The 23500-nt window shown below is 42.1% G+C and carries 20 protein-coding genes; 12 read left to right on the top strand and 8 right to left on the bottom strand.

Annotation, left to right across the window (positions count from 1 at the left end; genetic code table 11):
• The first annotated feature begins 87 nt into the window (after window positions 1-87).
• From SYN7502_RS02475 to SYN7502_RS02455, 5 genes are all read left to right on the top strand, one after another.
• Window positions 88-1644 (top strand): NAD(P)H-quinone oxidoreductase subunit N, encoded by a 1557-nt coding sequence (locus tag SYN7502_RS02475; RefSeq protein WP_041429775.1) that lies wholly within the window; start codon window positions 88-90, stop codon window positions 1642-1644.
• A 75-nt stretch (window positions 1645-1719) separates the two neighbouring features.
• Entirely contained in the window at window positions 1720-2568 is an 849-nt protein-coding gene (locus SYN7502_RS19220) for an IS5 family transposase (protein WP_015167319.1), read from the top strand.
• On the top strand, window positions 2558-3301 hold the full coding sequence (locus SYN7502_RS02465) for a segregation/condensation protein A (RefSeq protein WP_015167318.1): 744 nt from the start codon (window positions 2558-2560) through the stop codon (window positions 3299-3301). The genes SYN7502_RS19220 and SYN7502_RS02465 overlap by 11 nt, the downstream gene beginning before the upstream one ends.
• A gap of 75 nt (window positions 3302-3376) precedes the next feature.
• Complete coding sequence (cobA, locus tag SYN7502_RS02460; protein ID WP_015167317.1) at window positions 3377-4120, top strand: uroporphyrinogen-III C-methyltransferase; 744 nt, start codon at window positions 3377-3379, stop codon at window positions 4118-4120.
• A gap of 49 nt (window positions 4121-4169) precedes the next feature.
• Entirely contained in the window at window positions 4170-4670 is a 501-nt protein-coding gene (locus SYN7502_RS02455) for an LmeA family phospholipid-binding protein (RefSeq protein ID WP_015167316.1), read from the top strand.
• 12 nt (window positions 4671-4682) lie between these two features.
• On the opposite strand, the gene ppk2 is transcribed toward SYN7502_RS02455, so the two are convergent.
• Window positions 4683-5648 carry a polyphosphate kinase 2 gene (gene ppk2 / locus SYN7502_RS02450; RefSeq protein ID WP_015167315.1) on the bottom strand — a complete coding sequence of 322 codons (966 nt, stop codon included), beginning with the start codon at window positions 5646-5648 and terminating at the stop codon, window positions 4683-4685.
• A gap of 210 nt (window positions 5649-5858) precedes the next feature.
• Window positions 5859-8864, bottom strand: a complete 3006-nt coding sequence (locus SYN7502_RS02445; RefSeq protein WP_015167314.1) for a UPF0182 family protein — start codon at window positions 8862-8864, stop codon at window positions 5859-5861.
• 76 nt (window positions 8865-8940) lie between these two features.
• On the opposite strand from SYN7502_RS02445, the gene ligA reads away from it, so the two are divergent.
• Window positions 8941-10980 (top strand): NAD-dependent DNA ligase LigA, encoded by a 2040-nt coding sequence (gene ligA / locus SYN7502_RS02440; RefSeq protein WP_015167313.1) that lies wholly within the window; start codon window positions 8941-8943, stop codon window positions 10978-10980.
• A gap of 15 nt (window positions 10981-10995) precedes the next feature.
• Here ligA and SYN7502_RS02435 read toward each other — a convergent pair whose 3' ends face one another.
• Together SYN7502_RS02435 and SYN7502_RS02430 are read right to left on the bottom strand one after the other, a co-directional pair.
• A complete protein-coding gene (locus SYN7502_RS02435; RefSeq protein ID WP_041429183.1) occupies window positions 10996-11742 on the bottom strand; it encodes an HAD family hydrolase in 747 nt (248 codons plus the stop codon).
• Window positions 11735-13180, bottom strand: a complete 1446-nt coding sequence (locus SYN7502_RS02430; RefSeq protein ID WP_015167312.1) for a glycoside hydrolase 100 family protein — start codon at window positions 13178-13180, stop codon at window positions 11735-11737. The genes SYN7502_RS02435 and SYN7502_RS02430 overlap by 8 nt, the downstream gene beginning before the upstream one ends.
• A 180-nt stretch (window positions 13181-13360) precedes the next feature.
• On the opposite strand from SYN7502_RS02430, the gene trxA reads away from it, so the two are divergent.
• Window positions 13361-13678 carry a thioredoxin gene (gene trxA, locus SYN7502_RS02425; RefSeq protein WP_015167311.1) on the top strand — a complete coding sequence of 106 codons (318 nt, stop codon included), beginning with the start codon at window positions 13361-13363 and terminating at the stop codon, window positions 13676-13678.
• Window positions 13679-13703: 25 nt separating this feature from the next.
• On the opposite strand, the gene SYN7502_RS02420 is transcribed toward trxA, so the two are convergent.
• A complete protein-coding gene (locus tag SYN7502_RS02420) occupies window positions 13704-14282 on the bottom strand; it encodes a ribonuclease HII (protein ID WP_015167310.1) in 579 nt (192 codons plus the stop codon).
• 23 nt (window positions 14283-14305) lie between these two features.
• A complete protein-coding gene (locus tag SYN7502_RS02415) occupies window positions 14306-16081 on the bottom strand; it encodes a phosphodiester glycosidase family protein (RefSeq protein WP_015167309.1) in 1776 nt (591 codons plus the stop codon).
• Between the two features lie 144 nt (window positions 16082-16225).
• Between SYN7502_RS02415 and SYN7502_RS02410 the strand changes: the two genes are divergently transcribed.
• From SYN7502_RS02410 to mnmE, 3 genes are all read left to right on the top strand, one after another.
• Window positions 16226-16435, top strand: coding sequence for a ssr2422 family thylakoid membrane protein (locus tag SYN7502_RS02410; protein WP_015167308.1), 210 nt, complete (start codon window positions 16226-16228; stop codon window positions 16433-16435).
• Between the two features lie 130 nt (window positions 16436-16565).
• Window positions 16566-18086, top strand: a complete 1521-nt coding sequence (gene trpE, locus SYN7502_RS02405) for an anthranilate synthase component I (protein ID WP_015167307.1) — start codon at window positions 16566-16568, stop codon at window positions 18084-18086.
• Window positions 18087-18106: 20 nt separating this feature from the next.
• Window positions 18107-19492 carry a tRNA uridine-5-carboxymethylaminomethyl(34) synthesis GTPase MnmE gene (gene mnmE / locus SYN7502_RS02400; protein WP_015167306.1) on the top strand — a complete coding sequence of 462 codons (1386 nt, stop codon included), beginning with the start codon at window positions 18107-18109 and terminating at the stop codon, window positions 19490-19492.
• Between the two features lie 61 nt (window positions 19493-19553).
• Here the strand turns inward: mnmE and SYN7502_RS02395 are convergent, their stop codons facing one another.
• Both SYN7502_RS02395 and SYN7502_RS02390 read right to left on the bottom strand, forming a co-directional pair.
• Window positions 19554-20951 carry a pyridoxal phosphate-dependent decarboxylase family protein gene (locus tag SYN7502_RS02395; protein WP_015167305.1) on the bottom strand — a complete coding sequence of 466 codons (1398 nt, stop codon included), beginning with the start codon at window positions 20949-20951 and terminating at the stop codon, window positions 19554-19556.
• Window positions 20951-21418, bottom strand: coding sequence for an aspartyl protease family protein (locus SYN7502_RS02390; protein WP_015167304.1), 468 nt, complete (start codon window positions 21416-21418; stop codon window positions 20951-20953). The genes SYN7502_RS02395 and SYN7502_RS02390 overlap by 1 nt, the downstream gene beginning before the upstream one ends.
• Before the next feature lie 59 nt (window positions 21419-21477).
• On the opposite strand from SYN7502_RS02390, the gene SYN7502_RS02385 reads away from it, so the two are divergent.
• Window positions 21478-22761, top strand: a complete 1284-nt coding sequence (locus SYN7502_RS02385; protein ID WP_015167303.1) for a vWA domain-containing protein — start codon at window positions 21478-21480, stop codon at window positions 22759-22761.
• Window positions 22762-22793: 32 nt separating this feature from the next.
• Window positions 22794-23447, top strand: a complete 654-nt coding sequence (locus tag SYN7502_RS02380; protein WP_015167302.1) for an FHA domain-containing protein — start codon at window positions 22794-22796, stop codon at window positions 23445-23447.
• Window positions 23448-23500: the final 53 nt, after the last annotated feature.

The raw sequence follows: 23500 nt of genomic DNA, 5'->3' as shown, positions 1-23500 counted from the left end.
ATAATTTCAATGGCTATGCTAACTTTAGGATTGCATTGGGAGATACAATCTAGCTTAGGTAAAATTTCTCTAATACTTCCAACGCGTATGGACTTTGCAAATCTCAATGTCGTATTAAACTCTGGGGTGATCCTACCAGAAGCAATTATAGTCGTAGCCTTGCTCGTAGCATTAGTTGCAGATTTAGTCTCTTCTAAAACTTCCAAGTGGTTGCCTGCGATCGCTATTAGTGGATTATTGGGTGCAGTCGTGGTACTGATCTGGCAGTGGTCTAGCTTGCCTAATCCTTTGTCGTTTGTGGATAGCTTTAATGGAGATAAGCTCAGTATTATTTTTAGAGGCACAATTGCTTTATCTTCAGTCCTTACGATCCTAATTTCCGAGCGATATTTTCTGCAATCAGGCATCGCCATCAGTGAATACATTACGATCTTGCTTTCGGCTACTCTGGGTGGCATGTTCCTTGCGGGTGCCGATGATTTGGTGATGGTGTTTGTATCCATAGAAACATTGAGTATTTCATCCTACTTGCTGTCTGGTTATGCCAAGCGTGATCCCCGTTCCAATGAGGCAGCCTTAAAATATTTATTAATTGGAGCATCTAGTTCGGCGGTATTTTTATACGGCATGTCCCTGCTCTATGGTTTGTCAGGTGGTTATACGAATTTGCATGAAATTGCTGCCCGTCTGCCCCTTGGTGGTCTGGGGTTAATTATTGCTATGGTATTTGTGGTTGCAGGTATTTCCTTTAAGCTTTCGGCGGTACCTTTTCACCAATGGACTCCCGATGTATATGAAGGTTCACCGACCCCAGTGGTAGCATTTTTATCCATAGGTTCTAAAGTTGCAGGTTTTGCCCTTGCCATTCGCTTTATGGTCACTGTATTTCCAATGATCTATGACCAGTGGCACTACGTTTTTGTGGTGTTAGCAATTTTGAGTATGGTTTTAGGAAATGTGGTAGCGATCGCCCAAACCAGTATGAAGCGAATGTTAGCCTATTCCTCCATTGGACAAGCAGGATTCGTAATTCTGGGGATGGCAATTGGTACCGAAGCGGGTTATGCCAGTATGGTGTTTTATATGTTGGTGTACCTATTTATGAATATGGGTGCCTTTGGCTGCGTGATCCTATTCGCTCTGAAAACTGGAACCGATCAAATCAGTGAGTATAGCGGTTTGTACCAAAAAGACCCTTTATTAACCCTGTGTTTAAGCGTGTGCTTGCTATCTTTGGGTGGAATTCCCCCATTGGCGGGTTTCTTTGGCAAGATTTACATTTTCTGGGCGGGCTGGCAAGCTCAGGCTTACGGTTTAGTCATTTTGGCATTGGCAATGAGTGTTGTGTCTATTTACTACTACATTCGGGTAGTAAAAATGATGGTGGTGAAGGAACCGCAAGAAATGTCTGAGGCGGTGAAAAATTACCCAGTTAATCCAACTTGGACGGCAGACGGTATGAAGTCTTTGCAGGTGGCGATCGTGGTAACTTTAATTTTTACCAGTGTGGCAGGTATTGCCTCAAATCCCATCTTCACATTGGCAAATCAGTCCGTTCGAGATACTCCATTCCTTAGCTCTTCGATCCAAGCCTATGCGATTAGTGAGCAAATTAAAGCTCAAGAGCAAGGAGTGAAAAACTAGCGTGGCAGAAGCCGTAACTACATCTATAGAGCCTGTTTCATATCTATTATGAGCAAGATGTATGATGCTTAGAAAATGCTAAATCCATACTCAAGTAGCCTAACAGATAAAGAATGGGAAATTATAGAACCATTGCTCCCAAAGAAAAAGCAAACTAGACCGCCAACTTGGACAAAAAGACAAATTTTAGACGGCATACTCTACCAACTCAAAAACGGTTGTAATTGGCGAGATATGCCCCGAGACTTACCACCATTCTCTACAGTCTATCGATACTACAAGGAGTGGAAAGATACAGGTACATTTACTGCGATTATGGAAACCTTGCATTCAACAGCCCGTGAACAGTCAAAAAAATCAAAATGGACAACTTTAATCATCATTGACTCACAAGCAGTGAAAAATACTTGTAATGCAAGTATAGAATCCAAGGGCTTCTGCTCCTACAAAGCAACTAACGGGATCAAAAGACATTTAGCCGTTGACACTCTGGGATTTCCTTTCTTTACCTATTTAACAAGAGCAAATGTATCAGATGACCAAGGACTGATTGAGATGTTAACGATTAACATTGATTACTTCAAATCGAAACCAGATGACATTACGCTAACTACGATATTGCTGGATAGTGGTTATCATATCGAGAAACTGATCCAAGAACTAGAGAAGATATATCCTGAGATTATGACTAAGATTAGGTTTGAAATTTCTCCTAAGGTATCAAAGCAACAGAAGGCAGAAAAAGGTCTGTCTGGGTTTGTAGTTGTGCCGACAAGGTGGGTAATTGAAAGGTCAAATGCTTGGGTTGAAAGATGCAAAATCTTAGTTAAGAACTTTGAGAGAACTCTCGTTAATGCTACAGCTAAACTCAATCTTTGCTTTATTCGTTTGATGCTAAAAAGAATTGCTACTCATGAGATATGAAACAGGCTCTATAACTTCTTCAGTAACTGATTCTGTAACTAAAGAAGCGATCGCCCTATTAATTGATCTTGCCGAACGGGGTGAGATTGATCCGTGGGACGTGCAGGTTATAGATGTGGTTGATCGGTTTTTAGCAAGACTGATTAGTGACGATCGCCGTGATCTCTATGAATCAGGACAGGCTTTACTCTATGCCTCGATGCTGGTTTTACTGAAGGCTCAGACCCTATCTCAAGCTGTAACTTTGAATCAAGAAGCAGTCGATGAATTTTTAGATTTTGCCGAATCTTCTGGCATCGATCCCACTAATAAGCCCATTAACTTTGATCAGGTAATTAAACGCCGCCCTGTGGCACTGCCTCCCGTAGGTCGAAAAACCACCCTAGCCGAGTTAATTGCCCAGTTGGAAGAAATGGCACAAACTATGGGACAGAAACCTGGTAAGCGTCCTAATCCCAGTCGTAACCGTCCCCAAGCCCGACAGGTAGCATTACGAGCGATCGCCCAGTTAGCACACAAAGAAAACCTTTCGGAAATGGCAATGCAGCTAGAGTTGTTTTTTCATCAAAACCCTATGGAAACTGATATTACTGAGTTAGCTAAAGTTTTTGGCGATCGAGTGGGCGTGTTTACAGGACTGTTATTTTTATCAGCTCAGGCTAAAGTAGAACTGGTACAGTCAGACTTCTATGGGCAAATTCGGGTGCAGCCTTTTTTACTCCAAAATCCATAGGTTAAAAACTTGAGAACCTACACCATCTTTTATCAGCTATTGTAATTTTAATCAGGTCAATATTTAGACAGCAGGATGGGTAAAGTTTATTTAGTTGGAGCGGGACCGGGCGATCCGGGGTTAATGACCATTAGGGGTAAAAGTCTCCTCGAACATTGTGATGTGGCAATTTATGATGCCTTGGTCAGTCCCGAAATTTTGGCAATGATCAACCCTCTAGCAGAAAAAATTAATGCAGGTAAACGGCGGGGTAATCACTCGCTTTTGCAATCCCAAACTACAGAGTTACTAATTACTAAAGCTCAGGAGCAGGCTGTTGTCGTTCGACTCAAGGGTGGTGATCCATTTATCTTTGGGCGTGGTGGTGAAGAAATGGCGGATTTACTGGCAGCAGGGATTGAAGTCGAAGTGGTACCGGGGATTACCTCTGGGATTGCCGTTCCTGCCTATGCTCAAATTCCGTTAACCCATCGAGATTATAGTTCCTCTGTGACCTTTGTGACTGGACATGAAGCCGCAGGTAGATATTCTCCTAAGATTAACTGGCAAGCGATCGCCACAGGCTCAGAAACAATTGTGATCTATATGGGGTTGCACAATCTGCCTGAAATTATTCCCCAGTTAATTAATGCAGGGTTAGCGATTGATACGCCTATGATTTTGATTCGTCAAGGTACCTGTGCTGACCAAGCCGAACTGGTGGGAACCCTTGGGGATATGATCGAAAAAGTGCATGACTCTGAATTTCAACCGCCAGCGATCGCTGTAATTGGTAATGTGGTTAAATTTCGAGATACCCTAGCTCCTTTATTTTCCTAAATCTTCCAATCTTTAAAATTTTTCTATTTAATTCTTGCTTTAAATTTTCATGTCAGCAGTTATTCGTTCGGTGTTATCCCCCCTAATTAAGTTGTGGCTGCGATCGCAGGTAGAAGCAGTACACTCCCTCGACATTGAAATTGGGGGCAAAGATGGCGAAATTCTCAAGGGCTTTATTCCCAGTGCCAAAGTTGCAGCTACGGGCGTTGTCTATCAGGGCTTACATTTAAGCAATTTATCTTTAACCTCTAGCCAAATCCATCTCAATACCCCCCAAGTTTTACGTCGAGAGGCACTGAAACTATTAGAGCCAATTCAAGTAAATTTGGAATTACAGTTAACCCCTAACGATCTACAGCACTGCCTAGAGGCATCACTATTCACGGAAGCTGTTGGCAGAAATTTTATCGCGATTACCGAAGATGCAGATATTTTGGCAAGCTTGACGGAAATATTAAAAAAACTTGGCGACGAATTTAAGCTTAATGATTTATCAATAGTTAACGGTTCCTGTTACTGTCAGGGCATATTTACAGTTAGAGCTACCTAGGTTTAATTAGGTTTAATATCGCTTCGGCACAAAGAATTGCTCATTGTGGGGTGGACGAACATAGTCATGGGGAGCTTTTTTGCGCGGAGCTAGCTGCAAAGGTGCGGGGGTCATATCCACATAGGGAATTTTACTGAGGAAATGACTAATGCAGTTAAGACGGGCGCATTTTTTATCATCTGCCTCTACGGTGAACCAGTGAGCTTCGGGAATATTCGTGTAGGCAAACATGGTGTCCTTGGCTTGGGAATATTCTACCCAGCGATCGCGGGATTCTAAATCCATTGGACTGAGTTTCCATCGACGGGCGGGATCCGTAGTACGAGATTGAAAACGGCGTTCCTGTTCATCATCACTGACGGAAAACCAATACTTGATCAAAATAATTCCCGATCGCACTAACATCCGCTCAAATTCGGGACAGGTTTGTAAAAATTCTTGATACTCGGCATCAGTACAAAACCCCATGACATGCTCTACCCCAGCACGGTTATACCAACTGCGGTCAAAGCAGACAATTTCTCCTGCGGCGGGTAAATGCGTCACATAACGTTGAAAATACCATTCCGTTTTTTCGCGATCGCTGGGGGTACCCAATGCCACAACTCTACAACCACGAGGATTTAGTGGTTCAGTAATCCGTTTAATCGTTCCACCTTTGCCGGCAGCATCACGCCCCTCAAAAATAATCACAATGCGGGTATTTGTCTGTTTAACCCAGTATTGCATTTTCACTAATTCCACTTGTAAGCGCGCGAGTTCTCTCTCATAGGCTTTACCAGAGAGTTTGGAACTACCCTCTGCTTCGGAAATGTGATAGAAAACCTTGCGTTCAGGGATACGGAGTTTAGCCTTTTGTTGTTTCTTAAGTTTATTCTTATCTTTCTTTTTGTCTTTCTTCTTTAAACTTGCTAAGGACAGGTTACTCTTGGGGATTCCCGATATGGAATTATTTTTGCTCTTCAGCTTAGTTTTCATAATGCCCGTCTTTAAAATAAATTTTAAGTATTCTAAGAAATAAATTAACTAGATTTATATGTTAGCTCTATGCTAGAAAATGCCCAGAGGTTAAATTTGTATTCTGGAACACCCTAGATCGCATCATTCCAAACCTTAACAAAAATCTAATAATTGCGAATTCAGGCTAGACGAAAAATTTCATTAAAAATCTCTGTATTTAATCTATATTCAGGGAGAGTTAACTGGTCTAACTATGGGTGATGTTACCTCTGCCTCTGGTTTAAAGATTGCTGCGATCGCCTGTGGTAAAGTCTGCGCCATCACAATCTGATTTTCATAGGCAACAACTACACGCACGAGGGTAGGTAATTTATTTTGAGTAGATTCCAGATAAATTGGCTCCACATACAGCAAAGACTGCTCAATGGGAATGATTAATAAATTACCTTGAATTACCCTAGAGCCTTGACGATTCCACAGGGAAATTTGTTGGGAAATAATAGGATCTTGATTAATTCTTGCCTCGATTTGTTCGGTGCCATAGACAAGGATTTGTTTAGGGAATGTATAAAGGAGAAGTTTCCCGTAATTTTCCCCATCTGATCGCGCCGCCAGCCAAGCTACTAAATTTGTGCGTTGTTTAGGTGTAAATGGCAATAATAGAATAAATTCTTCAAAGGGAACGCTGGGCAAGCTAGTAATTAGGTAATAGGGTTCGACAGGACGGGGTTTGTCGCCATAGACTTCGTTGGGAATTTGCCACTGATCTTCACGGTTATAGAATACTTGAGGATCGGTCATGTGATAGGTCATCAAGCGTTCCGATTGAATCGAGAATAAATCCACAGGATAGCGCAAATGCTGACGTAAAGCCTCAGGCATCGCACTTAGGGGCTTAAATAACTCAGGAAAAATCTTTGCCCATGTGCGGATCATTGGATCCCTAGGTTCGGCAATATAGAAATTTACTGTGCCGTGATAGGCATCAATTACAACTTTGACAGAGTCCCGAATGTAGTTAATGCCTTCGTTCGCAATATCAGAATAGGGATAGCGATCGCTAGTGGTATAGGCATCAACAATCCAATAGAGCGAATTAGGATCATCGGGCTGAGATTTAGCATCGGCTGCCACTAGGTATGGATCACTGTCATAGCGTAAAAACGGAGCGATCGCCTTAATTCTTTGCCTAATATTCCTCCGAAACATTAACTTGGTATCGGGTAGGAATTCTGGAGTTACCGCCATCCGCCAATCATTCAAATATTTGGAAAAAAGTATCCTGCGCCAAAACGAATTAAGGGAAATTCCGCCTCTGCCGTCGTAAATGTTATAGACATTATCATTGTCACTGGGATAGTCTAGTTCCTTGACCTTTGTACCCGTCATCACGTATGTATTTGTATTCTCCCCGTAATAGATGCGAGGCTGCCCAATGGGGATACTATTCCGTATGCCTTTACTAGAGGTGGTAAGGGGACTGCCTGCGGTCGCACCAATATCTTTAATAAAATATTCAGGCAATCCTCCTGCTCCCACGCGATTAACGGGACTAAGGGTAAAGCCATAGCCGTGGGTATAAATTAAATGCTGGTTTACCCAAGTTTGTGCTTCTAGTGGTACGACAGCATAGTCTAGTTCTCTAGCGGCGATTAGTACCTGTTGCTGACTATTGGGAGTTGTGGCTAGATTCTCTTCAGTAATGGTATAGCGATCTATGTCGGCATCGGGGAAACTATAATAAAGCCGAATTTGTTGCAGTTGACGATTAGTAGCAAGGAGTGGTTGTTTATCCCAAAGCCGAATATTGCGAACTGTGAGGTCATTTTTTTGAATTAATTGTTCCGTTAATTTGCCCTGGGGATTAAAAACTTGAGTATCAATACTTTCTAGTCCAAACGCCTCACGGGTGAAAGCAATGGTGCGCTTAATATAGGGCTGTTCACGGGCAAGCTCATTGGGCTGCACGATCAAAGATTGCACAGTACTTGGTAAACCCACACCTAAACCGATCGCCATTAATAAATAGATAGCTATAGATGCAAATATTGGTTTACGGCTGACTGGCTGACGATGAAATTTAAGCCAGCGCAAAATTAAGTACCCAGCGATCGCCAATGCCAAAATACTCAAGCCTGTATAAACAGGTAATTGCACTACAATATCGGTATAGCTGGCACCATAGGAAACGCCCCGTGGGGAATATAAAAGCTCATAGCGATTCAACCAATAGCTGAAGCTAACCACCAACATTAATACGCCACCAAGTCCGTAAAGATGACGCTGCTGATTGTGGGAAATGCCGATAAATTTACCTTCACTCAGACTATTTCCCGATAGTAAATAGGTTAAAAATACAGCGATAAAACCATATAGACAAATACCAACCAGCCCAAACTCTAAAATTTCTAAGGTGGGTAAATTGAATATATAAAAACTCAAGTCTTGATTAAAAACTGGTTCAGTGCGCTCAAAACTGGTGGGTTGGAAGTAAGGAATAATCCGCATCCATTGCCGTGAGATCACCCATGCTGTGAATACACTGATTAAAACGGCGATCGCCCTAAGCAAAAACTGAGGATAAACTAACATAGCGATCGCTACACCAAAAGTTAGAACTGCCAAGCGAGTTTCGGTTAAGGTTTGAATTAATTGGCTAATTAGCTCTGGTCGAAATAATGCAGGGGGGGCAATACTGGACTGATTTAATGTGGTCTGCCATTGAGTGATCGGAGCGATCGCTACCTGTCCATAGTGAATCACTAATAAACAAATCAAAAAACTTAACCCCAAAACCAAAGGCAGTAGCCACCTTAAGCGTAGAGAAGTCGGTACATACTTAAATGCTGCCGATACTTGATTTCTAACTTGAGTCCTAAGTGCTAGTGATTGGGGATCATTTGGACGGAATTGGGCTTTTATCTGATACTTTAACTGTGCTCTCTGTGAAGAATCACTGGGCAGATCGGCATATTTAAGCTTTTGGGCAATTTGTAAATTTCGGAATAGATATACTAAAGCGATCGCTAAGACAGTACCTCCTAAACCAATCTGGATTGCCAGCCGCCGCCAATACATGTATAAATAGCCTACTTCTTGAAACCACAGCATCTCTCCCCCTAGTCTTGCCACAATTTCACTGGTTAAGACCACAGCCACAATTCCCACCCATAGCCACAGATAATAATGCTTAGGGCGATCGAGGGTAGTCAGGTTTGAAGAATTTAACTTCATAAAATTACAAGTTAGGGGATTTGTAGATTTATTCCTCAATTAGAATTAAATTCTATCGTTGCATCATCAATAACAAATGCCAAATAATTTTGATAACGCTGAAGCTAGGTTGCGATCGCAGGAGCTAAAAAAAATTCTCCAAGCTGCCAGCTATGCTTACTATATTTTGGATGCCCCGACCTTGAGTGATGAGGTTTACGATCGCCTCTATCGAGAACTACAGGATTTAGAACATACCTATCCCGAACTAATTACCACGGATAGCCCCACCCAACGAGTTGGCGAACGTCCAGCTACGCAGTTTACATCGGTACAGCACAATATTCCCCTATATAGTCTGGAAAATGCCTTTACAGAAGCAGAGCTGCAGGCTTGGGCGGATCGATGTGAACGCCTATTAGAACATTCCAACTTTGAATATGTGTGTGAACTAAAAATCGATGGCTCGGCGCTGGCGTTAACCTACGAACATGGGCTTTTAACCAGAGGTGCCACTAGAGGTGATGGTACTAACGGCGAAGATATAACTTCCAATGTCCGCACAATTCGTTCGATTCCCCTACGCTTAAATTTAGAAAATCCTCCCGCCATTCTTGAAGTCAGAGGTGAAGCGTTTTTAGGATTACAGAGTTTTGAGCAAATTAATCAAATCCGAGCTTTATCTGGCGAACCCCTATTTGCCAATCCTCGAAATGCAGCGGCAGGAACCCTTAGACAATTAGATGCCCGTAAAGTTAGCGATCGCAACCTAGATTTTTTTGCCTACACCTTACACTTACCAGAAAATACACCTGAAATTCAAGCTCAAGTTCAATCTCAATCAGAGGCATTAGAATTTCTCCAAAAAATTGGTTTCAAGGTCAATCCTAATCGAGGTATTTATCCAGATTTAGCAGGCGTGAAAAGCTTCGCCGATCGCTGGGAGCAAGATCGATTTAACCTACCCTACATGACCGATGGCGTAGTGATTAAGATTAATGCTTTCAATACCCAATCCCAGTTAGGATTTACGCAAAAGTTTCCCCGTTGGGCGATCGCTTGGAAATATCCCGCCGTAGAAGTTCCGACTATTGTTAAAGCCGTTACCGTCCAAGTGGGGAGAACAGGGGCATTAACTCCAGTCGCAGAGCTAGAACCAGTTTTACTGGCAGGAACTACCGTCTCACGGGCAACTCTCCATAATAGCGATCGCCTGCAAACCCTAGACCTCCATATTGGCGATACCGTAATTGTGCGGAAAGCAGGGGAAATTATTCCCGAAGTTGTGCGAGTTTTACCCGAGTTACGTCCGAGTTCTGCTCCCAGATTTACAATGCCGATCGCCTGCCCAGAATGTGATCAACCCGTAATTAAACCTGAAACCGAAGCAGTTACCCGTTGTATTAATCCCAGTTGTCCCGCCATTGTGCGTGGAGTGATCGAGCATTGGGTCAGCCGAGATGCGATGGATATTCAGGGGATAGGAGAAAAATTAATCAGCCAATTAGTAGAACAAAATTTAATTCAGGCGATCGCCGATCTGTACGATTTAACCCTAGATCAACTTTTAACCCTAGAACGCACGGGCAGAAAATCCGCCGAAAAAGTACTTGAGGCAATTAATAGTTCTAAAACTAAACCTTGGTCACGGGTACTGTATGGTTTAGGCATTCGGCATGTGGGTAGCGTCAATGCTCAATTATTAGCAGATCATTTTCCCTCGGTAGAATTATTAGCAACTGCCAACTCTGAGGCGATCGCCCAAATCTATGGAATCGGTACGGAAATTGCCCAAGCAGTGCAGCAATGGTTTCAAATCTCCAGTAATCAAAATTTAATTCTGCGCCTGCAAAATGCGGGTTTACAGTTTCAAGGGGAATCTACTAAACCACCTATAAATTCGGCTTTGAGCGGTAAAACCTTTGTAATTACAGGTACTCTGCCCAACCTAAAACGAGATCAGGCAAAACGCCTAATTCAAGAAGCAGGGGGAAAAGTAATGGAATCTGTGAGCAAAAAAACAGATTATGCGATCGTGGGGGCAGATGCAGGCTCCAAGCTAGAAAAAGCGACGGCTTTAGGTATTAAATGTTTAGATGAAGCTGAGTTTTTGGAGTTGTTAGGGCAGCCAAAATAGTTTATCCCTTTAGATTCAAAACTTATAGTGGGCTATCGCCTCTAAAATCCCTTGAGCATACTTATCATTAGCGAAGTATATCTGATCCCGTCCACGCAATTTTTCTAATTCTGAACTATAGTTTCCTACGACTACGGCATTTGCTCCACTAGTCAGCATTTGCTCATCATTGCCTGAGTCTCCTGCTACTAAGATTTTTTCCATTGAGAAGTTCCATTTATTTGCACAATAACTCACCGCATTACCTTTAGAAGCCCTTAGGGGCAGTATATCTAAGAATTCCTGATGGGAATAAATTGCTTGAACTTGAAGCTGATGTTGCCGCAGATGTGATTGAATTTCGCTAATCGAAGGTGATTTTGTGGGATCAACAAGATAACTGATTTTGTGGGTGCGTTGTCCTTCAGCACTTTGCAGCTTAATTCCTGATAACTTAGCGATCGCCTCGCACACTAGTTCAGGTTGCCATTGATCATGAATATGTTCGCCCCAATCATTATCTACTTGCGTAGCTTCTCCATAATGAATTTCGCTACCAACCGATGTAATCCATAGATCAGGAAATGGAACTTCCCATTCTTCAAGAATTTGTTTAGCACTTTCAATCGAACGCCCAGTAGCGACACCAAAGGCAATTTCTGATGATTGCAGATAATCAATGAGTTCCTTTAGCGCAATGCGATCGCCTAGTAAAGTATGATCAATATCAGAAATTAATAGGCGATTGGCTTCTAAAAGTTTACTGGTCTGAAAATTAAGCATTTTCGATATCCTTCAGACTTGGTAAGTCCATAATATTAGTATCTTCTGGATTCACTTTTAGGAAGTGATGGGTTAATAAAAATCCGACAATTGTCCAAGTTTGATATAGTCTTGCCTGTTGACCGACCCAAACCCCATTTGGTCCATCAAAATACTCTGCCCAATTCTGCTGGGGTAACCTTCTTGCCAAGAGTTCGTAGTTATCTTGTAACAAAATATCGATCCCCAGATGATCGACAGAAGATTGATGGCATTTATGGCGCAAAGTAGCAATCACAAAAAACCAAAATAGACAGGGCCAATGTCCCGCATTGTGATAACACCAAGGTAGATTTTTGCGATCGTATCCCGTTTTTTTACGCCAGTCCTCATTATCCAACGGGGGATGGCATATTCTTAAAGGCATTTGGGCAAATAAAGCTGTCTGATTTTGGCACATTAAATGGAAAAGCGATCGCTGTTGGGCGGGACTAATTAAATCAAAGGTTGCCCCTAGACAGTTCCCGAGGGTAAAAAAACGAAAATCAGGTCTGCCCGTGCGTACATTACCAATTAAATATCCCCCCTGATCGCCTAACCACTCCTGTAACCAATGGGGAATGGTTTCAGTTTGGATATTGTATTCATTAGTAACACTATCTCCATATTGTTCCGTGGGGCGACGGCGCAGAGTTTGGACGATTTTGGAATTAACCCAATAATGCTTGAGCATATAGCTTCTCAGATTTTTTAGCCAAGCGATCGCATAGGATTTTTGATAGAGTTGTCGATCAATTAAAGCACTAGCCGAAGATTGGCAATCGGTATATCCTTTCTCTTCTAAATCAACTTGAATTAAGCCCACAGCACTTAGGAGGGCACCATACAGAAGCACTTGGATTTCCACAGGATTTCCCCACACATCCAGCGCTCGATCAATCATAAATGCCCCATCGGGTACGAATAGGGTAGGAGAATCACGGAAGGAGGGATGCAGAATTAAATTGAGTAGATGTTGGATACCGCTCTGAACTTCAAAGGTAGCTGCCCAAGTGCGATCGCCAGATTTTTTCACATAGATATAAGCTAAAATTACCCACCATAAACTGGCATCTACTGAACAAACCCTTCCAATTGCTCTTTGTCCATAATCAGCAACTAACTTTCCCTCAATCTCGGCAAAACTGGTAGGAAATATCCCTCTAGTTTGGAATTGACTGCTCTGCAACCTTAGACAGGTATTTAAAAAATGTCTGACAATCTCATACTTTCCCTCAAGTAATAGATAAATCATAACAGGCACATTATCCCGAATAAAAACTTCGTTGTAGTTCAAGTCTTGACTATTTTTATTTTTGGGAATTGAAGCGATCGCCCCAACAAATTTTCCATCTAACTTGACTAAAGCTTTTTCATATAAAAGAGACTTAGCTAGCTGTACTAATAATTCTTCTTTCATTAATTACCTTAACTACCCAAAAGTACATACTAGACTTGATTTGGACATCTTGATTCAGAGATAACTAGGAGTCAAAACCAAAGCATATCTCTCTATTGTTACTCTAAAGTTACGCAAATCGCATTTACTCGTCTTGACTGGTAGTAGTAAAATAAGTGTAGAAATCATGAGGTCTTGCGTATGTCTGTCAAAAAGCAATTTAATAGTTTTGAGGAATTAATTGAAGGTTCAGAACTACCACTTTTAGTTGATTTCTACGCTCCTTGGTGTGGTCCCTGTCAAATTATGGCAGGAATTTTAGAGCAAGTAAGTGCAAAGGTTAAGGATCAAGCTCAAGTTGTCAAAATTAACACCGATACCTATCCCGCCCTTGCTACCCAATATAAAATTAGTGCTTTGCCGACTATGGTGATTTTTAAAAATGGACAGCCTGTGGATCGAATTGAAGGCGTAATTCCGACTGACAAGCTCTACGATCGCCTGACTGCTTGGCTTTAAATTCTGATTGCTTGTTATTTTTAAGCTATTTTGCGGCTAAGAAATTAGTACAAAAGGACTGACGATGCAAATTAGTGATGCCATAGATTGAAAGTGCATCTCGATGTCTTTGAGTGGCATAGCCTTTATTTCGGGCTAGATCATATTTAGGATATTCCTGTGCCAGTTCTGTAATCAGGCGATCGCGCCATACCTTGGCAATAATACTAGCTGCTGCTATGGATAGGTAAATGGAATCACCCTTAATAACGGTGGTGTGGGGAATCATGGGAATTTCCTGAAATTTAAGGCGTTGATTGCCATCTATGAAACAATGGGCTGGAAAAGTATTTAGTTGAGCGATCGCCCGTTCCATTGCCAGAAGGCTAGCGTTAAGAATATTAAGCTCTTCAATTTCAGCAACTGTGGCTAAGCCAATGCCACAATCGGCTACGGCACGAATAACCCGATCTAATTTAGCTCTTTGGTTAGGACTAAGTTTTTTGCTATCTTTAACCCCCATACTCTTCAGGTAGTCAAACTGATGATCGGGTATGGTAACTGCCCCTGCCACAACCACGCCAAAAATTGCTCCTCTACCAACTTCATCGACACCTGTTTCCATATTGTGAAAGGTTATGTGAGTGATTATCTTAGGGATTCCGTAGAATTAATAAAAATGCCCAGTCCATTATGTACAGGCGCAACGCTACCCACTGAACGATTCAATATAGCTCCGCCTAAGTATAAAGTTGTAGAGCCGCCACCATCAAGATTTAGAGCATTGACTGCCCCCATTTTCTTAAGAATATCTGCGGTTTGTCTAAGACTGGGTAGGATGCCCTCGGGTGTAGCTTGAATTGTGGTCAGGAGAACTTGTGCGGGAATATTAGTTGTAGCGATCGCACTACGAGAGGCTCCACGGGTATCAAAGGGAGGTAAAAAGCGTTCTAAGGCAGCATCAAGGACGAGGTTTCCATTTTTAAGTAAGAGTGGTCCAGCTCCGAGGATATTGGGAAAATCACTAAACGCTTCGGGTTTAATATTGGTGATTCCTTTAATTTGATCTCCCACAGATAGTCGGGATAAAAGCTCTGGGGACTTGCGTGCCACAAGCAGATAACCATTATCAGGAATATTAATTTTACCGTCACCTGCTGCTCCTGATTGCAATTGAGCGGTGATGCGATCGCCTGTGATGACAAAAATTACTTCATTCTCGGTTAGGGGGGTATAGGTCAATCCCCAGTTAGGGGTATATCGTGCTAAACCATTTTGGACAAAGCCACTATTTAGATGGGTTAAAGCAATATTGCCTTGGTTAGTGATAATTTCTTCCCCAAAAATCAGGCGATCCATAAATACATTACCTGATGGATTCCATGCCACTGCGCCACGGGTTAATACTCCTCCAGCCATCCAGCGTTTACTTTCTCTAATTGCGCCCACGGGCATTTTTCGATCACGGTTGAAAAACCCACCATTAATTGCCCCTGCTGCTTGCCAAACCTCAGCGATCGCCCGCAAAGATGAAGTCCCAACCATACCATCGGGATCACTCCAAATTGGTCGCATGGAAATACTGGGTTCTTTTAAGTTCACAATTAAGGAATTTACGGAAAATCGTAAGGGTTGCCCCGCCTCAACTAGGGTAACGGTTTGTTGCTTACGAATTAAACCTTTTGCCCAAGCAATTGTTAGATCGGGCGGTTGATAGGTGGGCTGAATATCTACGATCAGTCGATAGGGATTACCAAGGGTTTGAATTGTAGGGGTAATTGGCTGGGTAGTCTGAATTTTAATAATAGTCTGCTTGGGTTCAGATTGAATTTCAACGGCTTTGACCAGATTTCCCGATTGATTATTTAAGGATTTGGGGAGATTAGCAGCTAAGTCCGCAGCGATCGCTAAACTAATGACATTTTTATCTCGTTGCACTTGCCACGGAGTTGCCCGATCTAGATCAATTACGATCCGATCACCAAGATTTTTGCCAAAGTTCTGTCCATAGTTTTGTTTAGAACGGCGAATAGAACTGATCAAACTATTGGGAGTAGAGATGCGTAAAATTTCACCAACAATCTCTGTCCGCCACTCTTTAGAAATATCCTTAATATCTAAAAACCGTCTTTGCACAGGCTGATCGTAGGTAACGGCGGCAAAAAATGGCACGGAAAACCACCGTAATCTTTGTGCTTGGGGGCGATCGCTATCCATGAGTTCTATGCCCAAGGCGACCCGCATCCAATCATCTTGGAGGTAAATACTGGAATTATCTTTAATCCACTGCCCTACCCAAGGTTGTCCATTAAGCTGAATTGTCCTGCCCTGCTCAGCATAACTAGGATTGATTGCGATTAATTGACTAGTTAAGGCGATCGCTAGAACAGTAGTAGGAACAGAATATCTATAAGCTTTTAGCATGGGTAGTGAGTAACGATGGCGCAGTTATTCTAGCAAAGTGTTTGACAGCAAGTTTAGTAAGAATCAGGCTCAAGTAGAATCAACTAGAATTAAATTAGTTGGTAATTCTAACGATAGTAAGTAACATACGGAGATTTATGGATTATGACATCTACACAAGAAGAAAAAGTGGACAATGATGGTTATCTTAGGGAAATATTAACTAAGCTTGATGCTTTATCTTCAGAGAATAAGGCATTTAATGATAAGTTTGACAATTACCAGAAAGCTACGCAATGGGTAGTTCAACTTGCCTTTAGCCTCATCGCTTCCGCTACTATCACTGTGATCATTACTTCTGTCCTCAGAAAATAAGCAAGAAGGAAAGCAATCACAAAGCTCGCTATGATTTGATCCCTGATAACCATAGAATTAATACATAGAATTAATAATTAATTAGGTCTCTGAATCCGTGAGACTTCTAATAACATCTTGCTAAAATCCCATGACTCTGCCTAGCTTCTCTGATTTTTCTCAACTTTGCCAGAACGGTAATTTCATTCCTGTTTACCAAGAATTAGTGGCAGATATGGATACACCTGTGGCGGCGTGGTATCGGGTATGTGCAGGACAGCCCTATAGTTTTTTACTGGAATCAGTGGAAGGTGGAGAACGGATAGGACGCTATAGCTTATTAGGCTGTGATCCATTGTGGAGACTAGAGGCACGGGGCGATCGCACGATCCAAACTTGGCGAGATGGCACCACTGAAACTCATATTGGCAACCCGCTAGAGCATTTAGCTGCTTGTTTAGAACCGATTAAACCTGTGAAGTTATTAGATTTCCCCACGGGTGGCTTAATTGGATTTTGGGGCTATGAATTAATTAAATGGATTGAGCCAAGGGTACCAGTGTATGCCTGTGGAGATCATGATCTGCCCGATGGACTGTGGATGCAGATTGATAGTTTATTAGTATTTGATCAGGTTAAACGCAAAATTTGGGCGATCGCCTATGCGGATTTACGCAATCATACCGATCCTAAAATTGCCTATGAAAATGCCTGTGATCGAGTGAGTTTATTAATTGCTAAATTGCGATCGCCTTTTAATTATGAGCAGAATATTCTGAATTGGACAAACCCTAAGACTCAACCACCTGTAAATTTTTCCAGTAATTTTACTGCCGAAGCATTCCAGCAGGGTGTAGAAAAGGCAAAAGAGCATATTAAGGCGGGGGATATTTTCCAAGTGGTACTATCTCAGCGTTTTTCCACTCCCTATAGTAGTGATCCTTTTAATTTGTACCGTTCCCTGTGCATAGTCAATCCCTCCCCCTACATGGCATACCTTAATTTTGGCGATTGGCAGGTAATTGGTTCTAGTCCAGAGGTGATGGTTAAAGCAGATAAAATTGATGGGAAAACTAAAGCCACCGTCCGCCCGATCGCAGGCACTAGACCCCGTGGACAAACCATAGCCGAAGATTTGGCATTAGCTGAAGACCTACTTAATGATCCCAAGGAAGTGTCCGAACACGTCATGTTAGTTGACTTGGGTAGAAATGATCTAGGGCGAGTATGTCAAAGCGGCACAGTAGTTGTGGATGAGTTGATGACCATTGAACGTTATTCCCATGTCATGCACATTGTTAGTAATGTTGTGGGTGAACTTAAACCCGATAAAACCGCTTGGGATTTACTGGCTGCTTGTTTCCCTGCGGGTACGGTCAGTGGTGCGCCTAAAATTCGAGCTATGGAAATTATTCATAACCTAGAGGGCGATCGCCGAGGTACCTATGCTGGGGCGTATGGCTATTACGACTTTGAAGGACAATTAAATACTGCCATCACTATTCGGACAATGATTGTCAAAGATGGAGTTCTCAGCGTCCAAGCAGGGGCAGGTATAGTTGCCGATTCCGATCCAAAAATGGAATATCAAGAAACTCTAAATAAAGCGAAAGGGATGTTGGAAGCAATCCGAGGTTTAGGAATTACCCCAAATACTCCCTTCCCACCATAAACATAGACTTAATTAAATTAATGAATCATCATGACACGATCGCAGCGATCGCCACTGCCATAGCTCCAGAACAAGGAAGTGTTGGTATAGTTAGGTTATCAGGTTCTAAATCCGAAGTAATTGCCCGTTCTCTTTTTCATAATTCAAATAATCAAATTTGGGAAACCCATCGCATTCTCTACGGCTATATTAAACATCCAGTTACGAAGGAAGTAATTGATGAAAGCCTCATGCTCATAATGAAAGCTCCGCGCTCCTTTACCCGTGAAGATGTGATTGAGTTCCATTGTCATGGTGGCATTATGCCCGTACAAAGGGTATTAAATCTTTGTTTAGAACAAGGAGCAAGACTAGCCGAAGCAGGTGAGTTTAGTTTAAGGGCATTTCTGAATGGCAGAATCGATTTAACCCAAGCGGAAAGTATTCAAGAATTAGTCGGGGCAAAATCTCCCCAAGCCGCCCAAACTGCGATCGCCTCCCTCCAAGGGAAATTAGCACATCCCATTCGCCAAATGCGGGCTAAATGTGTAGATATTCTGGCGGAAATAGAAGCAAGAATAGATTTCGATGATGATTTAGTCCCTTTAAATCTGGATAATCTACTCAGGGATTTACAGGAAGTGACCGATCAGGCACATACATTAATGGCAACCGCAGATCGAGGACAACTATTACGTTCGGGCTTAAAAATTGCGATCGCAGGGCGACCAAATGTCGGTAAATCTAGCTTACTAAATGCTTGGAGTCAAACTGATCGGGCAATCGTCACCGATCTTCCTGGTACCACCCGTGATGTGGTGGATTCTCAGCTAATTGTCAGCGGTATTCCCGTTACGGTTTTGGATACGGCGGGGATTCGAGCGACGGAGGATATTGTGGAAAAAATTGGTGTGGAGCGATCGCTAATTAGCGTAAAGTCTGCTGATTTAGTTTTACTGGTAATTGATGCCCAAATTGGCTGGACAGATCAGGATCAAGAAATTTATGAACTAATTACTGACTTAAAGACAGATGGCGATCACCCCATAATTTTAGTAATTAATAAAATGGATTTACCAACTTATCCGCCCATACTGCCATCAGTTTTTGAGAAAAAGCCCATTGTCTATACGGCGGCTGCCCTTGCTCAAGGCATTGATCAATTGGAGTTAGCTATTCTTAATTCTGTCCATCAAGGCTCAATCAGTTCCGCTAATTTGGAAGTTGCGATTAATCAAAGACAAAAGGCAAGTTTATTAACAGCAGTCCAAGCTTTGGAAAGAGTTTTAGGAGCGATCGCTCTACCTCTGGACTTTTGGACAATCGATCTGCGCGAAGCTATTCATGCCTTGGGACAAATCACAGGTGAAGAGATTACTGAATCAGTCTTAGATACAATCTTTAGTAAATTTTGTATTGGCAAATAATCTACTAAAAGCCCAAACTTAAGTTCTATAGATAGTTTTAATGACTCCAAGGATCAAGTGCTTAATCCCACTGAGCATAGGGATGCAGAACTACAGCTTTAAGAATGCGTTCTCCCTGCCATAGTGGTAAAGATAACCATAACTTACCCTGATCAATCCATTGTTGGCGGAGTTTCCTATTATCTAGATCGGGATTAAGCGATCGTATACAGACAATATTCATCGTCGGTTCACAAACTAGTTCCAAATCAGCAGAATTATCAACCCACACTCTTAATGCCTGAGCTTTGTGCATGGAGTTATCTATAAGTTGAGCGTAACCATCTAAACCTAGCGATCGCAACGCCAGCCAGAGTTTTAAACTATCCGTGCGCCTTGTTCCCTGCAAGTTAAAATTACCAAAATTTAAGGAATTATCCGCCATATAGGGCAGTGTATGATCAAAGCCATCAATTAAGTGCTGTCGATCGTTAACCAAGAGCATGGCACAGGTGCGGGCAATCCACATCCATTTTTGGGGATTAAAGGTAATAGAGTCTGCTTGTTCTATGCCAGATAATAAATGTTGCCATTTGGGGGAAAGGATTGCGGCTCCTCCGTAGGCGGCATCCACATGAAACCAACAATTATATTTCCGAGCGATTTCTCCAACTGATTGAATATGATCTACTACCCCTGTAATCGTTGTACCTGCGATCGCCCCGACCAAAAAAGGAATATTACCTAACTTTAACTGCTCTTGAATCTTTGCCTCTAAAATATCTGGCTTAACCTGTCCTGAAGCATTAGTTTCGACCCTGATCAAATTTTTACTACCCAGTCCAATCACGTTCATGCCCTTATCAAAGGAAGTATGGGCAGCATCGGAAATAAAAGCGACTAATTTATCATTAATACTATTCTTAATCCCATCGGATTTAATTTCAGGAAGTTTATGATTGCGTGCTATTAACAATGCCGTAATATTCGCCAAACTGCCACCACTGGTTAATGTGCCGAAACTGCAATCGCCCAAACCAAATAACTGTCCAAACCATGACATTAAATCTGCCTCAATGCGGGTAAATAGTGGAGCCAACTCACTACTAAGCATATTGTTATTAATGGCACTGGCTAAAGCATCCGCCCAAATCGTAATTGCTAAAGGTACGCTATCCATGTGTCCCATATAACGGGGATTGTTAAGGTTAAGACTACGGGGTAATACCTGCGATCGCACTTCTAGGAGCAAATCTTGCCAATCCATACCCACCTTGGGAATATCTAATTTTAATACCGAGGCATCCTTCACAAAATCTTGGGACTGATTAGCCAACACCTCATCCGTAATTAAGTCCACAAACGCATAACCCATTTGGCGGATCACTTCTCGATTGGAACCATCTGGCTTAATAAATTGGCTGTTTAATTGACTATTAAATTGACTACTGAATTGGGAATCTAAAAAATTGTTGGGCATTACTTAATCATGGCGACGGGATAATCAGGATTTTGGGGATTAGGAATCAGTTGTTGATTTTTGCAATCTACTACAAAGTCCATCAATTCTAAAACTACTTGCCCAATTAAAACCTCATCGCCAACTACTAATGCCTCTATAGCCGCAGTTCTACCCTGACATTCAACTAGAACAGACTCAGTTAACCCTACTACTTCCTGCGCCCCAATGGCAAAGCGAGCAACCTGTTGTTTTCGTATCTTTAATCCTAGGGTATCTGCAACTTCAGGCGGAATCACCAGAGTTAAGGCACCCGTATCCACTAGTCCTATAGTTTCATAGGTACGGAGATGTTTAGGATGTAAAGAACCTAGGCTCACTAATCCTTCCTCAAAAACACTTGTTAGCTTCACCTTTACTCGAACTGCTCCCATAGCGGCTCCATTATTGCCATTATTTAAAATATTCCCTGTGGTGATGGTTTTCATAGAGATATTTGCCTCGAGTTAGATATGATCTAGGTAAATCTTAACCAAAAGCTATCTGTATGAGTGTAAATCTGTCCTGCGACTTTAGCGATCGCTACCTTGATAGTTCTTTAAGCACCAGCCAACGTCAACTGGCAATTACGGTTTCAGTCGATGGCAGTATTACTACTAGCACTAGTCCACTAAATCTATGCTTAGTTCTAGATCACAGTGGCTCTATGGGCGGACAACCCCTTGATACGGTTAAAAAGGCGGCTAGAGAGCTTATCGATCAAATGAGCTATACAGACTACATCAGCGTCGTGGGATTTGATCACAAAGCCAAAGTAGTAGTAGCTAGTCAAACCTTAACCAATCCTGAAGCCGTTAAGGACAATATTCAATCTCTACGTGCATCGGGTGGTACCAGCATTGATGAAGGAATTAAACTCGCCCTCCAAGAACTGAGCAAGGCAAAGAAAAACGCTATTAGTCAGGCATTTGTCCTCACCGATGGGGAAAATGAGCATGGTAGTAACGATCGCTGTTTGCAGTTTTCCCAACTAGCCGCCGAATATGGCATGACCCTTCATACTCTGGGTTTTGGTGACTATTGGAATCAAGATGTTTTAGAAAAAATTGCCGATGCGGGAGGCGGTGCTATGGCATATATTGAAAACCCCAGTCAAGCCACCTCTGAATTTCATAAACTCTTACGGCGGGTGCAGTCCGTTAGTTTAACCAATGCCCATTTAATTCTTAAACTTGCACCTAATGTACGGCTGGCTGAACTTAAACCGATCGCCCAAGTTATGCCCGAAACCATTGAACTAGACCCCGAAAAAATTTTAGATACCTATACTGTGCGGTTGGGAGACTTAATGTTAGGGAACGATCGCACAATTCTCGTCAACTTGTATATTAACCAAAATATTAACCCTAATCCACAGCAAAATGTCTCAATCCCCAATACCAATACATTTACAGCCGTAACTGCCCAAATTCGCTACGATGATCCGCAAACCCAACGGGAAAATATCCTATCTCCAGAAGTTACAGCCGATCTAACTTTAATTAAAGACTTCCGCCCGCAAATCAATCCCCAAGTGCAGACCAGTATGCTTGCAGTGGCAAAATATCGTCAGACCCAATTAGCAGAAACTAAATTAAAACAGGGCGATCGCACTGGGGCAGTAACAATGCTACAATCAGCAGCAAAAACCGCTTTGCAAATGGGGGATCATCAAGCAGCAACGGTCTTACAAGCCAATGCTACGACTTTACAGTCAGGAACCGATCTCAGTGAAGCAGAACGCAAGCAAACTCGAATGGTGTCCAAAACCATTTTGCAGATACCAAACTAAATATCAAACTAAACTTCCCAAAATAATTAACCATGATTATTTGCCCTAACTGTTCCCATGAAAATCCAGATGGTGCAGAATATTGTGATTCCTGTTATACGCCTTTACCCATAATTACTATCAGCACTTGTCCAAGTTGTGGTGGTACCGTTCAGTCCGATGCCAGCTTTTGTGGAAGTTGTGGTTTTAACTTAAAATCTGCTAGTCAATCTATTAAAAATATGCCAGAAGAAACTGAAAATACATCCAGCCTCCATGAAGAAGAATCTCTACCAGTTCCTAATTTATCGGAAGCCGATTTAAATGAGTTGATTGAGCCTGTTGCTGTAGAACCTAACCCTCGTACCCAACTTCAGCAATTGGGAGCTTTTTTAATTCATGTGCAAACTAACATCAAGTTAGAACTACCAACTAATTTACAGGTGATTCACATTGGTAAACCCAATAATATGATTCCTCCCGACATTGATGTTTCTGGTTTCCCCGACTCAGATATTGTTTCCCGTGTTCACGCTGACATTAGGTTTGAAGGTAATGCCTTTTATTTTGAAGATACTGGTAGCTCCAATGGTACCTATGTAAATAATGTTGCTTTACCCGCAGGTAACCGCCATAAATTACGCGCAGGCGATCGCATTGCTTTAGGTAAGGGTGATCGAGTTAGCTTTATTTTTCAAGAGTCCTAATTTTTCAAGATCTGTGGATTGGCTTATCATGCTCTTGACTAAACCTTTAAGAA

This window comes from Synechococcus sp. PCC 7502 (assembly GCF_000317085.1).
In the GTDB taxonomy this organism is placed as follows: domain Bacteria; phylum Cyanobacteriota; class Cyanobacteriia; order Pseudanabaenales; family Pseudanabaenaceae; genus PCC-7502.
This window is presented reverse-complemented; position numbering and strand designations above follow the sequence as displayed.